Raw genomic sequence first — 14,604 nt, forward strand, 5'->3', positions numbered from 1 at the left:
ACGGCTATGTGCCGCTGATGCTGATCGGCGTCAACGGCGTCGGCGTCGCCCTGATCGCGTCGGGCGCCGCCAAGGCGTGGCTGCTGGCCTTGCTGGCCGCGGCGATCATGCTGTCGTTCGCCGTGGAGCGGCTCATCCCTTATCACGGTCCCTGGAACGTCGGCCACGATGACACCGGCCGCGACGCCGCCCATGTCGTGGTCAACGAGATCGTCGTCCTGGTCAGCCTGTCGGTGGTGCCGCTGCTGGCCGCCTTGATCCCTTGGACGGGCCCATGGCCGCTAGCAGTGCAGGTGCTGGCCGCGATCCTGATCGCCGACGTGGGAGTGACCTTGATGCACTACGCCAGCCACAAGGTCGGCGCGCTGTGGCGCTTCCACGCCGTTCACCACAGCGTCAAACGCTTCTACGGCCTGAACGGCCTCATGAAGCACCCCCTGCACCAGAGCATCGAGAGCACCGCCGGATTCGCCCCACTGCTGCTGGCCGGCATATCAGCCGAGGTTGCGGCCGCAGCCGCGCTGGCCGCGGCCGTCCAGCTGCTGTTGCAGCATTCCAACGCCGACTACCGCATCGGCCCGCTGAAGTACGTACTTGCCCTCAACGAGGGCCATCGCTTCCACCACCTCAAATGGGCCGGCATCGGCGACGTCAACTTCGGCTTGTTCACTCTCATCTGGGACCACCTACTCGGCACCTTCTCCTACGACCCCAGGCGGCGCTTCACCTCCGACGTGCTCGGCATGGCCGCCAAACCGAACTATCCCACCGCCTATTTGGCCCAGCTGGCCGAACCCTTCCGCGCCTCCGGCGCCTGTCACGCCGAAGCTCCACAAGGCGACCCTGTCATGCAGCAGCAGACGACGTGATCTCTTGGCCATCGCGGCCCTGGCGACTACGAGAGCGCAGCCGGGCCCAGGCGGCTGGCCTGGTCAACCGGGCCAGCGCCCGCATCGTCTGACTGCGTGACCAGCACATCGCGATCAGATCGTCGGTATAACGGACCAGCGTCCCGTCCGCTTCGTCCCAGACCCGGTCCGGCCGGTGCAGATAGACGTTGCACAAGACGGGGGCTGACCGCCCCGCTCTGCGGGCTGCCGGTGACCTCGCGTCGCGCCTGCCCCTCCTCCATCACGCGGGCGCGCAGAATCTGCAGGCGGAACACGGTGCCGAGCGTTGCTGGCAGGCGGGACAGCTGGGCGATGCGGGTGCGGCGGAGAGCAAGACCGGCTGAGAGTACGCGATCATCGCCCTCCATTCGATCCGAAGAGCGCAGTTCGTGCGACGCGATCTGGATAGCTGCGGATCATCTGCACCTTCCATACTTCATTCCTTGTAAGTCAGCGGACTGTCTAGGAAGAGTTCACGTGAAAGCGTTCAGGAAGAAGGCGGCGCTGGCATTGGCCGTCGTGGTTGCCGGCGAGGTATTCCTCACGTCACAAGTGAGCGGTACCGCGGCCGCCGATACCGCCGATGTCGTGCGCGAGGAGGCCGAGGGCCGGCTTGGGCCGGGCGAGTGGCTATTGCCCGGCCAATCGTTGACGTCGCAGGGCGGCCGGTTCCGCCTCATCCAGCAAAAGCAGGGAAATCTCGTCTTCTACGACGGGACCACGGCGTTGTGGACGTCCCCGACCTCCGGCAACCCCGGTGCCAAGGCGGCGATGCAGAAAGAGGGCAATCTCGTCATCTACACCTCCGACAACAAGCCGTTGTGGGGGACCCCTACGGCGGGAAACCGGGGCGCCTACCTGCTGCTCCCGGAGAGCGGCGGCGATCTGGTGCTGTACTCGCGGGACAACGAGCCGCTCTGGTCGTCCAGGTTTTACATCGGCAAGCTCCCTTCTGGACACTCGCTGCGTGCCGGGCAGTCGGTGCGCTCCCAGAACGGCAGGTTCAAGCTTGTGCAGCAGAAGGAGGGAAACGTGGTCCTGTACGACATGCAGGGCGACCAGCGTGCGTTGTGGACCACACCGACGGCCGGCAAGCCCGGCGCCCGGTCGATCATGCAATCGGAGGGCAACTTCGTGGTGTACGACGCCAACCTGAAGCCACTGTGGACGACCCCGACCGCCGGCCATGCGGGGGCGTGGCTCGCAGTCGGCAACGACGGCCAAGTGATCATCTACTCTCGAGACAACCAGCCGCTGTGGTCCAACCGCCGATAGCGTAGGTGACTTCCCCGCCTGGCCGGTGTGCCCCTCCTCACCCCCGGCCCAGGCGGTCACCGCACTCACGGCCGAGCTGTTGAGGTGAACGAGCGCCGATGCCGTGCCGGGGAGCAGGGGTCCATGCGGGCCGACAACGGCAGTCGCCTCGGGCTGCTCCACGGCGTGCCCTTCCGGTCACCATGCTCGGCATGAACCGCCATCTGGAGGACGTGGCTGCGACGTGGCTGTGACCGCTGTCCTGCAGATCACCCTTCCGGCTCTACGGCGTCGGCGCTCGGCTCCTTGATCACGAGAGGCAGCAGCTCCCACGCATCGACGGCGTAGCCGAGGCGCGCGCCCGGTGCGCTGTGGGCCTGCAGCCGCCATGGGCCATCCCCGGTCGGGTAGCAGCGCAGCGTGAGCGCCTGGCCGGTGGTGGACAGGAAGATCTCGGCGATGGAGTGGTCGACGACCACGCGCAGGTCGACCGGCTGGTGGCTGGGGCAGGGCATTCGGTAGGCGCCGCCGCGGGCTCGGGCGTCCAGCGAGGCGCGGTCGCGGTCGACGATCAGCTCACCGGCCACGGGGTCGAGGCGGAGGTCGAGGTACTCGGAGCCGTCCGCGGTGGTGAGCAGCCGCAGACCGGCATCGCCGGTCGGCTCCAGGCGGGCCGTCAGGTCGAAGGCGCGGCCGACGCCGCCGAGGTCGACCGGTTCTGGGCCGTGGGTGGTACCCGTGGCGTGGACGGTGTGCTCGCCGCGCAGCGCGAGCAGTTCGGCGGCGGGTTGCTGGTGCAGCCCGCCGTCGTCGGTGAGGGTGATCTCGCGGGGGAGGGTGAGCACGCCGGCCCATCCTGCTGCGGCGGACCACGCGTCGTCGCGGGCTTCCCAGGACCAGCCCCACAGCAGCCATCGGTCGCCCGGTGCGCGCAGCAGCGCGGGCGCGTAGCAGTCCGGGCCGTGGTCCAGGAGGATGGGCGGGCCGGCTTCGAAGTCGTCGCCGCGTTCTTCACCGACCAGGGCTGTGACGCACTGCGGGCCGTCGTGGTCGTTCCATGCGCTGGTGATGAGGGCGCCGCGCCCGGAGCCCGCCGGCAGGTATTGAGGGCATTCCCAGCCCCTGCCGGTACGGGCCTGCGTCCCGGTGACGTCCTGCGGTTCCCGGGTGCAGAACGGCCCTTGGTAGGTCCAGGTCTCCAGGTCGGGCGACTCATACAGCAGGGCCGCGCCGCGGCCGTCGGCGAGTGCGGCGCCGACCAGCATTCGCCAGCGTGCGCCGTCCTGCCAGACGTAGGGGTCGCGGTACATGGTGCAGCCGTCGGGCGGCTGGGGGATGAGCAGGTCGCCGCGGGGGCGGAAGGTGCGGCCGCCGTCGTGGGACTGGGCGGAGGTGACCGGCTGGCTCCAGCGATCCTCGCGGTAGGCGGAGTAGAAGGCGATCATCCGGTCGCCGTCGGAGACGGCGTTGCCGGAGAAGCAGCCGTCGGCGTCCTCGCCGCCGGGGGTGGGGGCCAGGGCGATCGGCAGCGGCTCCCAGCTCAGCAGGTCGGGGCTGCGGAAGTGGCCCCAGTGCATGTTCGCGTGGTCGGTTCCGTGGGGGTTGTACTGGTAGCAGACGTGGTAGTGGCCGTCGTGGTAGGCCAGCCCGTTGGGGTCGTTGATCCAGTTGCGGGGTGGGCGCAGGTGCGCGACGGGCCGGTGGGGGTCAAAGGGCGTGGTGGACACACACGTGCCTTTCGGGGTATCAGAGCTGCTGGGGAAGGGTCAGCGGAAGGAGCCGGCCACGATTCCCTCGACGAAGTAGCGCTGGGCGGCGATGAAGATCAGCACGCTGGGGATCAGGGCGATGATCACTCCGGCGAGCACGATGGAGATGCTGCCGGTGCCGTAGGTGCCCTGCAGGGTCACCAGGCCCAGCGGCAGGGTGAACCTGGCGGTGGACTGCAGGAAGATCAGCGGCCGGAAGAACTCGTTCCAGTAGGCGGAGAAGGTGAGCACCGCCAGGGTCGCCATGGGGGCGCGCGCCATGGGGGCGTAGATGCGGGCGAAGACCTGGAAGTGCGAGGCTCCGTCCACCCGTGCCGCTTCGCCGAGTGCCCGCGGCATCTGCAGGAAGTACTGCCGCATCAGGAAGGTGCCGAAGGCGCCCCCGACCGCGGGGAGCACCAGCGCCATGAGGCTGTCGGTCAGGCCGAGGTACTTGATGATCAGGAAGACCGGGATGATGGTCGTCTGGAGCGGCACCATCATGGTGGCCAGGATGATCCAGAACAGGGCCTTGTTGCCCCGGAAGCGGACCATGGCGAAGGCGTAGCCGCTCATCGTCGAGGTGATCAGCTGGCCGGCCACGATGAGGCCGGTGACCAGGAAACTGTTCAGGAAGAAGGTCGCCAGCGGGACCTGTTCGAAGACGGCTCCGTAGTTGGACCACACCGGATCGGTGGGGATCCACTGCGGGGCGCCGCCGAAGGAGGTGGCCGGCGTGCGCAGCGAGGTGGACAGCGCCCACATGATCGGGGCTACCACCAGCATGGCCGTCACGGTCAGCACGGTGACCGACAGCATGGGGGTGATCCGCGGGCGGCGCCGGTGGGGGGCCTGGTGCGGGGCCGGTGTGGGCTGGTCCACGATGGCGGTCATGAGTAGAACACCCACTTTCGGCTCAGCGTGAACTGCACGGCCGTGATGACCAGCAGGACGGCGAAGAGCAGGACGGAGATGGCCGAGGCGTAGCCGAACTGGAGGTTCTGGAAGGCGGTCTGGTAGACGAGCAGGACCGTGGTGTAGGTGGCATCGCCCGGGCCGCCCTTGGTCATCACGTACGGCTGGTCGAACAGCTGCATCGTGTTGATCAGACCCACGGTGCAGGCGAACAGCACCGTCGGGCTGATCAGCGGCAGCTTGATCCGCCAGAACAGGCGGGCAGAGGACGCGCCGTCGATCTGGGCCGCCTCCAGGACGTCTTTCGGCACGGAGCCGAGGGCGGCGACGAAGAGAATGAACGTGAAGCCCAGTTGCTGCCACACGGCGACCAGCACGACTGTGGCCGTCGCTCCCCCGGTTGAGCTCAGCCATGGCACCGGGGGCAGGTGGAGGGCGTTGAGGTAGTAGTTGATCACGCCGAAGTGATCGTTGAACACATAGCTCATCACGATCGAGATCGACGCCGCGGAGGCCAGCATCGGCAGGAAGAACGCCGCGCGGAACAGGTTGCGCACGATCGTCGAGACCCGCTGGGCCACCAGCAGCGCCAGCCCCAGGCCGAGGGCGACCTGCAGGAAGACGATCAGCACGGTGAGGCCGGAGGTCACCAGCAGCGAATGGGTCACCGCTTTGTCGTGCAGGAGCGCGTCGAAGTTCGCCAGCCCCACGAACTCGGGGCTGCTGATGGCGTCCCACTTGAACAGCGCCAGGACGAACGAGCCGGCGATCGGCGCCACGGTGAAGACGAACACCACCACCAGGGACAGCGACACCATCGCATAGCCGAAGAGAGCTTCGCGACGGGCACGGCGGGTCAGGGCACGACGCCGATCCGCAGCGCCGTCTGCTTGGTCCTGGGCAGAGCGGCCGGGCCGCGCGTCCGACGGGGTGGACGCGCGGCTACGGCTTCGGACAGGCTGCGACATCAGCGCGTCATCCCGTCTTCGCGGCGGTCTCAAGATCGCTCTGCAGGCCGTCGAGGGCCGCTTTGGCGTTGCCCGTGGACATGGCCTCGGTGGTGCGCTTGTTCAGTGCGATGGCCATCGCGTTGTAGTACGGCGGGGCCGGGATCGGGGCGGTGTCGTCGAACCGGGTGAGCGTGTCGTAGAAGACCTGCCAGTGCTCGGGGCCGGTGGAAGCGTACTTCTCCGCGGTCGCCATCGACCGGCGCGGGGAGGTGGTGCCGTTGCCCGGGAACAGCAGGTTCATGCTGTCCGGAGTCACCAGGGTCTTCACGAACTCCCACGCCAGGTCCTTGTTCGGCGACGACTTGAAAATGCCGAAGCCGCCGGCGCCGAACAGGTGCCGCTGCGTTTTCCACTTGGGGAAGTACTGCACGTCGAAGGAGCCCGGTGCCATGCCGGCGTTGTGCAGGCCACCTGCCCAGAACCCGCCACCGATCGCCATGCCGATCTTGTTGCCGGCGAACAGGCCCTGCAGCGTGTTGCCGCCGCCGACGTCGGGACTGGGCGACAGGCCCTCTTTCTGCAACTGGATCAGGTAGTCGAGTGCCTCGACGACCGGGGCGGAGTTGGCGGTGGGGGCGCCCCAGCGCCAGCCGCCCTTACGACCGGCCGCGGCGGGGTCGTTGGGGTAGAAGGTGTTCCACAGCCAGTCGCCGCCGTCCCACTTGCCCTCGGTGAGCAGGTTGCCGCCGTTGGCGTACATCCAGGACGTCCAGCTGCCCCACAGCCGTACGACCCAGTTGTAGCCGACCACCTGGTCGCCCTTGGCGGAGATCTTCTTGGCGATGTCGTAGAAGTCGTCCTTGGTCCAGTCGTCGGCCGGGCGTTCCATGCCGGCGCCGCTCAGCAGGGAGGTGTTGAGGAACATGTTGCCGGCGTTGAAGTCGCTCGGCAGTTCGTACAGGTGTCCCTGGTACATCATGGCTTCCACCAGCGCCGGGTGGACGTCGGCGAAGTACGGCTTGAGTTCGGAGGCGTCCCGCCTGACGTAGTCGTCCAGCGGTTCGGCCAGGCCCTTGGCCGCGAACAGCTGCAGCCCCTCGGTGGCCACCGAGGCGATGTCCGGCGCGTTGCCGGCGGCGATCTGGGTGAGCAGCTTGCTGAAGAAGTCGTTCCAGTCCGTGCCGGTGGTGCCGGTGAACTTCACCTTCACGCCCGGGTGGGCTGCCTCGAACGTGCCTGCCGCCTTGGCCATCTTGTCGGCCGTCGCCTGGTCGGCGAAGACCGCGACGTTCAACACCTTCGAGCCGGAAGAGGCGGAAGAACCGGAGGAGCCGGAGGAACTGGAAGCGCACGCGGAGGCCAAACCGCCCACGCCCGCCAGTGCGGCGGAGGCGGCGCCGGCCCGCAGCAGGCCGCGGCGGCTCAACTGCTCGTTGAAGATCCCTGAGGACATGCGTGTTGTACCCTAACTGTGTTCCAAGTACTGACAGGGATGACGACCGGTTGCGACGGTCGCCTGTCGACGTGCGACTGCTTCGCCGTCCCGGGGTCAGAGCCGGGGCGGCGAAGTGACCGATGCCCGCGCCACCAGCGGGCAAGGCAGCATCTCCTGGGTGACCGGGCCCGGTGGCGAACCCGGCGTTTCGGTGAGTGCGAGCAACTGGGTGACCGCCCGCACCCCCATCTCGTAGTGCGGCAGTTGCACCGTGCTCAGCGCAGGGCGCATGCCCTCGCAGACCAGGTCCTGGTTGTCGAACCCGATGACCGACAGGTCGTCGGGAATGGACAGTCCCACATCGGCGGCGGCGTGGTAGGCGCCCAGCGCCATCCGGTCGTTGAAGCAGAACAACGCTGTCGGAGGCTGCTCCGCCGTCAGCAGGCGCCGCGCGGCTCGGTAGCCGGCGGCCACGTCACCGGCGACCGTACCGAAGGGGATCGCCGGCTCGGCGGCCACCAGGCAGGGGTCGTAGGGGACGCCGACCTCGTCGAGTGCCTTGCGGTAGCCCTCCAAACGGCCGTGCAGCGCGGGGATGTCCTGCGTCTCCACGGCCATGCCGATCCTGCGGTGCCCGTGGTCGGTCAGCTCACGCACCGCCGTGTAGCCGCCCTGGACCTCGTCGGGCACCACGAACGGGATCGCGGGGTCGTCGCTGCGCGCGTCCAGCAGCACCGTGGGGGTCGAGCGCAGGCTCTGCGGCAGCCGCACGATCCGGTGATACATCGCCGCGTACAGCACGCCGTCGACCTGGCGCTGGAGCAGCATCTCGATGCTGCGGCGCTCGAGGTCGGCGTCGCCGCCGGTGTTGACCAGGAGCAGCAGCATGCCCTGGGCCGCCGCGGCCTCCTGCGCGCCGAGGATGATGCGGCCCGCGTGGGGGGTGGTGGCGATCTCGTCGCTGACGAAGCCGATGGTGTGCGAGCGCTGCAGCCTCAACCCCCGGGCCAGCCCGTTCGGCGCGTACCCGAGCTCTTCGGCGACCTGCAGGACGCGCTGCCGGGTGTCCGGGTTGATCCGCTTGCCCTCGACCTGGTTGAGGATGTGCGACACGGTCGTGACGGACACACCGGCCGCCGCGGCCACGTCCTTGATCCCGATCCGGCGCGCCATCATCCTGCCCAACTGCTCGTTCTCGGTTGCCCAATCGTTTTGGCATCCGCGTGTAAATGAGGGTGCCAACGACCAAAGCCCCTGTCAATGGCTCGTTACGAACTCGTGGCCGCAGCATGTCCTGGCCCAGGTCGCGCCCGTCGCGGCCATGTCATCCAGCTGCGACCTGACGATCGCGCAGCGAGACCGCGGCGCCCTGCCGGGCCGCGCGTCGGCCGAGCTGTCGGTCATGAAGCCGCCCAGGTACGCGTGATCGCGTTTGCCCTGCTCGGCGGATGATGGGAGGAGCTTCTCCCGCGCCGACGCCCCGACGGTCCCGCCATCGGCGAGCACCCGGTAGACGCTGGCCACCGAGGGTGCCGACCCTTGTTCCTACCTGCCGGGATGACCAGCGTGCGGGCGATGTCGGGCACGGCCACCCCATGATCGGCGCATCACTTGGGGAGGGTCGCGAGCTGCGACGTCGGTGAAGAGCGCCGGGTCTCGTACGGCAGCGCTCTGGTGGCCTGGCGCGGAGGACCGGTCGCCGCAGTTCCTCCGCGGACAGGCGGTCACCGTCTTCGTGGACTCGCGTGGGGCTCGTGGTGAGATCGTCACCGGCGGCAACGGAGCTGGTGGTGCTCCTGTGCTCAGGTTCCTGTGCGTGACCGCAGGCCTGGGGCCGTCTCGGGCGACGGCTCCCAAGTCTCGGGGTTCAGTCCTTCAGCGCATCGGTGATGAAGGCACGGGCTGCCATGACGGTCTCGTCGGGGTTGTCCCATGTGTCGCGCCAGATCGCCAGAGTGCTGGAGAGCGTGGCCGGCGCCGGGCCCTGGCCGCCAAGATCACGATGGGCCTTCGGTGGGGAGCCGGACGCGGCGGAAGATCCGCCACAGGGTCAGGTCGTAGAGGCTCTTGGCGGTCCCGGCGATCAGGAACGGCCAGGCCAGGCCGAGGGGTTGCAGCAGCCCGGCCAGCGCGGGACCGGCCGGGCGCGTCAGGTAGCGGGCGGTGTTGGTGACGGCGGCCGTGGTGGTGCGCTCGGTGGGCGGGACCATGGCCATGACGTAGGCCTGGCGGGTGGGCACGTCCATCGAGGACAGGCAGGCGCGGGCCAGCAGCAGCCCCACCGCCACGGGGAACCCCGGGGCGAAGGCCACGCCGACGAGCAGCAGGTTACTCGGCAGGTGGGTGAAGACCATCGTGTTCAGCAGCCCGATCCTGGCCGCGATGACCGGCGCGAGCAGGAAGGAGGCGGTCTGCAGGACGGCACAGCCCGCGAACAGCAGCCCGATGCTCGCGGTGTCGGCTTGGTAGCGGACGCCCAGCCAGTAGGCCAGGTAGGCCTGCACGACGAAACCCCCGGCCAGGCTGTCCACGGCGAACAGCGCCGCCAGCCGGACCACGACCGGGCGGGGCCGGACCGGCGCGGAGACCTGGACCGAGGCCACCTCGAGCGAGGCGGGCAGCCGCAGGGCCAGCAACGCGCCGGTCATGCCCACGGCCAGCAACACCCCGCCGAGCAGCAACCGCGAGGGCGGGAGCGCGCCCAGCAGCGCGCCGACGGTCCCGGCGATGGCGGCGACGGCGTTGTAGAGGCCGAAGCCGCGCACGGCCACGCCGCTGCCGTCCAGCATGACCTGCTCCACGGTGGTGAACGGCCCGGACTCGACCACCTCGACCGACAGCGCGCCGGACAGGGCGGCCAGGCTCAGCAGCCACACCGGAGCCCCGACCGCGATCAGCGACCCGCACACGGCCAGGGCCAGGTACAACACGGCGTAGGAGCGGCGACGGCCGAACCGGTCGCCCCAGCGGGCCAGGGCGATGCTGGCCAGCGCGCCCCCGGCCATCACGGCGGCCAGCACGAGACCGACTCCGGCGCCCTGCAGCCCCTCGGCCCGCAGCAGCGTGGCGAACTGGACGGCGGCCAGGCCGTACGCCAGACCGCGTAGGGCCTGCGCTGCGAAGATCAACCGCGCGGCGCTCACGCGGGCTCCCTGCCGGGCAGCGGCCGGCGGAGGCCGGGCGCCTCGGGCGCGTCAAAGCGCTCATCGTCGATGTCGGCCGCGCGCAGGTCGAGGGCGGTCGCGTCGTCCGGCACCATCCAGGCGGCCACGGTGGAAGCACGCATGACGTCGACCACGATCGCCATGGACGGGGCTTCGACCAGATCAGCGGTACCAGGGGAACGAGCGTCCATTCCGGCCATGATCGCACATGCCCGACCCTGGGCACCCGCTCACCTCCGAGGAGATCGGCCTCCAGGCCCAGCCCCGGTCGGGTGGTGTGTCAGAGGGTCACAGCCGTGTGGCCGTGCGGATCAGCCCGGCGAGGGCGAGGGAGCGGCTGTGCGCGGGCCAGGCGATGTGGGTGACGACGGGGGGTGCGTCGGTCAGGGGGACGGCGGTGTGCTCGGCCCATAGCCAGGCGCGGGCGGAGTCGGGGAAGACGGCCACGGTGCGTCCGAGAGCGATCAGCTGGGCCAGCTGCGTCTGGTCGTGGATCTCGGGGCCCGGGCCGGATGGGTACGTGCCGTGGCGGGACCAGCGGGCGAGCGGAAGATCGGGGATGTCGCTGACGTCGGCCAGGGACAAAGCCTTGCGCGCAGCGAGGGGGTGAGCGGCGGGCAGGATGGCGATCTGCCCCTCGGTCATCAGTTCCTCGCTGTCGAACCCGGCGAGGGAGTTGAACGGTTTGTGCATGAGCGCCACGTCAGCGCGGCCGTCGCGCAGCATTTCCTCCTGCTCGCACGTGCCACTCGGCAGCACCTCGATCTCGGCGGCGCCGGGCTCGGCCGCGTAGGCGTCGAGGAGCTTGTGCAGCAGCTCGTGAGACGCGCCGGCTTTCACTGCCAGCACCAGGCGGTTGCGGGGGCCACCCGGACCATCGGCGCCACCGGCGCGACGGGTGCGGCGAGCGGCAGCGGTGGTCGCGTCGAGGGCTGCGCGGCCCTCGTGCAGCAGTACCTCTCCGGCGCCGGTCAGGGCGACGCCGCGGCGGTTACGTTTCAGCAGGGAGACGCCGAGGCGCCGTTCGAGCTGCTGGATCGCCCGGGACAGCGGTGGCTGGGCCATGCCGAGGCGCTCGGCGGCGCGGCCGAAGTGCAGCTCCTCGGCGACGGCCAGGAAATACCTCAACTCGCGGGTCTCCAAGGTATCCATGGCCACACCATAGCTCAGTGATACCTAACGGGTATGACAGGGCACTGGATCGGTGTTGGCCGCACCGCTCGTCCGCGAGCGAGCATCAACGGCATGAGCGAAGCGAAGATCGCGCTGGTGACCGGCGCGAACAAGGGAATCGGGTACGAGATCGCCAGCGGGCTGGGCGCCCTCGGGTACCGCGTGGGTGTGGGAGCCCGCGACGAGGTCAGGCGCGAGTCCGCCGTTGAGAAGCTGCGCACCGCCGGGGTGGACGCGTTCGGGGTGCCGCTGGAGGTGACCGGCGACCAGAGCGTCACCGATGCCGCGCAACTGATCGAACGGCGGGCCGGGCGTCTGGACGTCCTGGTCAACAACGCCGGCATCTCAGGACAGACGGGGCCGGGGTGGGCGCAGGACCCGACCGCGCTCGACCTCGACGTGGTCCGCACGGTCGTGGAGACCAACGTCATCGGTGTCATCCGGGTGACCAACGCGATGCTGCCACTGCTGCGGCGCTCGACGTCGCCACGCATCGTCAACGTCTCCAGCGCCGTCGCCTCCCTCACCCGGCAGGCGGACCCGGACATCGAGATCGGCCCCGTCATGGCGGCCTACTCGCCGTCGAAGTCGTTCCTCAACGCCGTCACCGTGCAGTACGCCCGGCAGTTCGCCGGCACGAACATCCTGATCAACGCCGCCTGCCCGGGCCTGGTCGCGACCGACTTCACCGGCTTCCACGGACCCCGCACTCCTGAGCAGGGCGCAGCCACAGCGATCCGGCTCGCCACGCTGCCCGACGGCGGCCCGACCGGTTCGTTCTTCGAGGACGACGGCGTCATCCCCTGGTGAGCCCGAACCTGGCGTGCTCGACGCGACCGCGGATCCCGAGGCCGGTGGCGTGAGGTGCTGCCGCTCCCGGCGCGAGCGGGCTCGCCCCCGCCTCGCCCGCGCAGATCCCAGCCCGTGCGCTTTGCCGCCGAGGGCGGTGCCCGCGTCCCAGTACACCGAACCAGGCCTTCGGCGGTCCTGAAACCGCCGAGGTGAGCACGTGCCGCAGCCGCTGGTCGTAGCCGTCCAGCCAGGGCTCGATCAGCTCCCGGCGCCGTCGCTGCCGGCCGAGCGACGCCGGTCCGGTTGTGGCGGTGCACCAGGGCGGCGGAGGTCAGCCGCATCGCGTCGCCTGACAGCGAACCTCCAGGTCACGATTCGGTACGGGCCGCGTCCGGTCGTCTCGCATCGGTACGCGCCGAAGACCGCATCGATTCGGGCGGTGTGGGGCGGTAGGCGATGGCGGCCACGAACGCGCTCGCCAGCGCGACGGCCGACGCGGCGACGAACGCGGCGCTTCCGCCGTCGTCGGACCCGGTCAGGTGGCCCGCGATGGCGGTGCCCAGGCCGTAGCCGGTCCACATGAAGGTATTCAGCCAGGCGAAGACCTCCGTACGGTAGCGGGCGGGGGCGTGTTCGGCGAGCAGGGTGGGCTGAACCGCGTCGCGCGGCCCCGTCAGCAGCCCGATCACAGCGATCAGTACGGCCAGGGCGAGGAATTCCGGCGCAAAGGCTCCGGCGAGCATGCCGGCGCCATCGGCCAGGGACAAGACGATGAGCAGACGCTTGCCGGAGATGGGCCAGGCGCGGGATCCGTAACCGAGCGCGCCGACGAGCGCGCCGGCCGACAGCAGTCCCATCAGCACTCCCGCCGAGGACGGCGAGTCGAACTTCGTGGCCGCGGCCACCGTGGCGATGCGCAGGCAGCCGAAGGAGAAGGTGCCGAAGGCGGCCAGGACCAGCAGGACCAGGGTGGGGCGGTGGGTGAGGGGCCCGGCCAGCCGGTTCAGCCGGGTACCGGCCTTCGCGGCCGGTGTCACCGGCGCCGCCCGGCGAACCCCGCGTGACGCGAGCATGAGGAGGGTCCCGATCAGTAGGCAGGCGCCGGCCGCGGCGACCACACGGTCCGCCGGCATCGCCGGCATCAGTACCGGCACCAGCAACGGACCGAGGATGAACACCCCCTCGTTGACGGCGTTGTCCACCGCATAGGCGGCCGGCAGCGACTCTGGCGGGACGATCCGCGGCCAGCTCCCCCTGATCACGGCGCCGACGGGTGGCGTGGTGGCGCCCAGCAGCACCGCCGCGCCCACCATGGCGGCGGGTCCGGCCTGGTGGGCGGACAGGAGCAGGCCATAGGCCACCGCGTGGGCGGCGAGGTAGGCCATGAGCACCGGGCGCGCGCCATGACGGTCGGCCAGGCGGCCGCCCAGCGGTGCGCACAGGGCCAGGGCCAGGGCATGCCCGGTGAGGACGAAGCCGGCCGCGGAATATGAGCCGAGCCGGTCGACGGCCGCCAGCAGCAGCGCGAGGCTGAGCACCGGAGTGCTCAGCTTGACGATCAACCCCACGACGAGCAGGAAGGGGACGCCTGACTGGGTCAGCAGGCGGCGATAGGACGTGATCACCAGCACTCCGTTACTATCTATTCGGGTTATGCCCATAACAGCGGAAGGGATGTTACTGGTCAAGTGGAAATAGCCTGTAACGTGACGCGGCAAGCGCCGTTGATAGCCGAACTGGTCAACCTGGCGACCTCGCACCGGCGAGGCGGCGCCAGGACACGATGCCCGCAGGGCGAGGAGTTGGTGGCGGCGTTCGCCGCCGCCGCAGGCGAACGCGTCGGGATGGCGCTGCGGGCCGATCCGGACGCCGGTCCGCGCCTGGCCGAGCTGGCCCGGGAACTGCGCGAGGCGCTGCTGGCGGACCAGGCGGCGGACCAGGCCGCCCGCATCAATGCCATGATTCGCAGGTACGGCGCGCAGCCCTACCTGGTCGAGGACGTCGGCCAGCCGTTCCATCTGCACTTCCACGGGGCAGGCGACGCCCACGTGGAGGCGATGGGCGGCGAATTCGCCACCGCGCTCGCGCTGATCGTGGACGGCTACGGCCCCGACCGGTTCGGGCAGTGCGAGGCCCACCAGTGCGACGCCGTCTACATCGACCTCACCCGCAACGGGTCACGCCGCTACTGCGGCACCGCCTGCACCGCCCGCGCCAAGACCGCCGCCTACCGCAGCCGCCGACAGACCTGAGCCATGAACTCGCCAGGACTGCCGAGCTTCC

14 protein-coding genes are annotated in these 14,604 nt (G+C 69.8%); 4 read left to right on the top strand and 10 right to left on the bottom strand.

Features of this window, described 5'->3' with window-relative positions:
• Positions 1-17 precede the first annotated feature (17 nt).
• On the top strand, positions 18-869 hold the full coding sequence (locus tag ACIBQ1_RS48880; protein ID WP_397288576.1) for a sterol desaturase family protein: 852 nt from the start codon (positions 18-20) through the stop codon (positions 867-869).
• 498 nt (positions 870-1,367) lie between these two features.
• Positions 1,368-2,165, top strand: a complete 798-nt coding sequence (locus ACIBQ1_RS48885) for a hypothetical protein (protein ID WP_397288578.1) — start codon at positions 1,368-1,370, stop codon at positions 2,163-2,165.
• 248 nt (positions 2,166-2,413) lie between these two features.
• On the opposite strand, the gene ACIBQ1_RS48890 is transcribed toward ACIBQ1_RS48885, so the two are convergent.
• The 9 genes from ACIBQ1_RS48890 to ACIBQ1_RS48930 form a co-directional block, all read right to left on the bottom strand.
• A complete protein-coding gene (locus tag ACIBQ1_RS48890) occupies positions 2,414-3,871 on the bottom strand; it encodes a glycoside hydrolase family 32 protein (protein ID WP_397288580.1) in 1,458 nt (485 codons plus the stop codon).
• A gap of 39 nt (positions 3,872-3,910) precedes the next feature.
• On the bottom strand, positions 3,911-4,786 hold the full coding sequence (locus ACIBQ1_RS48895; RefSeq protein WP_397288582.1) for a carbohydrate ABC transporter permease: 876 nt from the start codon (positions 4,784-4,786) through the stop codon (positions 3,911-3,913).
• Entirely contained in the window at positions 4,783-5,625 is an 843-nt protein-coding gene (locus ACIBQ1_RS48900; RefSeq protein WP_397288584.1) for a carbohydrate ABC transporter permease, read from the bottom strand. Before ACIBQ1_RS48900 ends, ACIBQ1_RS48895 begins: the two co-directional genes overlap by 4 nt.
• A 157-nt stretch (positions 5,626-5,782) precedes the next feature.
• Positions 5,783-7,210 carry an ABC transporter substrate-binding protein gene (locus tag ACIBQ1_RS48905; RefSeq protein WP_397288586.1) on the bottom strand — a complete coding sequence of 476 codons (1,428 nt, stop codon included), beginning with the start codon at positions 7,208-7,210 and terminating at the stop codon, positions 5,783-5,785.
• 96 nt (positions 7,211-7,306) lie between these two features.
• Positions 7,307-8,368, bottom strand: a complete 1,062-nt coding sequence (locus tag ACIBQ1_RS48910; protein ID WP_397288588.1) for a LacI family DNA-binding transcriptional regulator — start codon at positions 8,366-8,368, stop codon at positions 7,307-7,309.
• Positions 8,369-8,449: 81 nt separating this feature from the next.
• Complete coding sequence (locus tag ACIBQ1_RS48915; protein WP_397288590.1) at positions 8,450-8,716, bottom strand: hypothetical protein; 267 nt, start codon at positions 8,714-8,716, stop codon at positions 8,450-8,452.
• A gap of 473 nt (positions 8,717-9,189) precedes the next feature.
• Positions 9,190-10,335, bottom strand: coding sequence for an MFS transporter (locus ACIBQ1_RS48920; protein ID WP_397288592.1), 1,146 nt, complete (start codon positions 10,333-10,335; stop codon positions 9,190-9,192).
• Complete coding sequence (locus ACIBQ1_RS48925) at positions 10,332-10,547, bottom strand: hypothetical protein (protein ID WP_397288594.1); 216 nt, start codon at positions 10,545-10,547, stop codon at positions 10,332-10,334. The genes ACIBQ1_RS48920 and ACIBQ1_RS48925 overlap by 4 nt, the downstream gene beginning before the upstream one ends.
• 97 nt (positions 10,548-10,644) lie before the next feature.
• Positions 10,645-11,508: a LysR family transcriptional regulator gene (locus ACIBQ1_RS48930; RefSeq protein ID WP_397288596.1), complete on the bottom strand. Its 864-nt coding sequence runs from the start codon at positions 11,506-11,508 to the stop codon at positions 10,645-10,647.
• Between the two features lie 93 nt (positions 11,509-11,601).
• Here ACIBQ1_RS48930 and ACIBQ1_RS48935 point away from each other — a divergent pair, with 93 nt between their 5' ends.
• Entirely contained in the window at positions 11,602-12,339 is a 738-nt protein-coding gene (locus ACIBQ1_RS48935) for an SDR family oxidoreductase (protein WP_397288598.1), read from the top strand.
• A gap of 350 nt (positions 12,340-12,689) precedes the next feature.
• Here ACIBQ1_RS48935 and ACIBQ1_RS48940 read toward each other — a convergent pair whose 3' ends face one another.
• Complete coding sequence (locus tag ACIBQ1_RS48940; protein WP_397288600.1) at positions 12,690-13,946, bottom strand: MFS transporter; 1,257 nt, start codon at positions 13,944-13,946, stop codon at positions 12,690-12,692.
• Positions 13,947-14,027: 81 nt separating this feature from the next.
• On the opposite strand from ACIBQ1_RS48940, the gene ACIBQ1_RS48945 reads away from it, so the two are divergent.
• Complete coding sequence (locus ACIBQ1_RS48945) at positions 14,028-14,573, top strand: CGNR zinc finger domain-containing protein (RefSeq protein WP_397288602.1); 546 nt, start codon at positions 14,028-14,030, stop codon at positions 14,571-14,573.
• Positions 14,574-14,604 lie beyond the last annotated feature (31 nt).

The organism is Nonomuraea sp. NPDC050153 (genome assembly GCF_044460125.1).
Taxonomy (GTDB): domain Bacteria; phylum Actinomycetota; class Actinomycetes; order Streptosporangiales; family Streptosporangiaceae; genus Nonomuraea.

Bases quoted from the DNA above. Each gene is read 5' to 3' on its own strand.
- ACIBQ1_RS48880 (WP_397288576.1), top strand. From the start codon at position 18: ATGCTGATCGGCGTCAACGGCGTCGGCGTCGCCCTGATCGCGTCGGGC.
- ACIBQ1_RS48895 (WP_397288582.1), bottom strand. From the start codon at position 4,786: ATGACCGCCATCGTGGACCAGCCCACACCGGCCCCGCACCAGGCCCCC.
- ACIBQ1_RS48900 (WP_397288584.1), bottom strand. From the start codon at position 5,625: ATGGTGTCGCTGTCCCTGGTGGTGGTGTTCGTCTTCACCGTGGCGCCG.
- ACIBQ1_RS48905 (WP_397288586.1), bottom strand. From the start codon at position 7,210: ATGTCCTCAGGGATCTTCAACGAGCAGTTGAGCCGCCGCGGCCTGCTG.
- ACIBQ1_RS48910 (WP_397288588.1), bottom strand. From the start codon at position 8,368: ATGATGGCGCGCCGGATCGGGATCAAGGACGTGGCCGCGGCGGCCGGT.
- ACIBQ1_RS48925 (WP_397288594.1), bottom strand. From the start codon at position 10,547: ATGGACGCTCGTTCCCCTGGTACCGCTGATCTGGTCGAAGCCCCGTCC.
- ACIBQ1_RS48930 (WP_397288596.1), bottom strand. From the start codon at position 11,508: ATGGATACCTTGGAGACCCGCGAGTTGAGGTATTTCCTGGCCGTCGCC.
- ACIBQ1_RS48935 (WP_397288598.1), top strand. From the start codon at position 11,602: ATGAGCGAAGCGAAGATCGCGCTGGTGACCGGCGCGAACAAGGGAATC.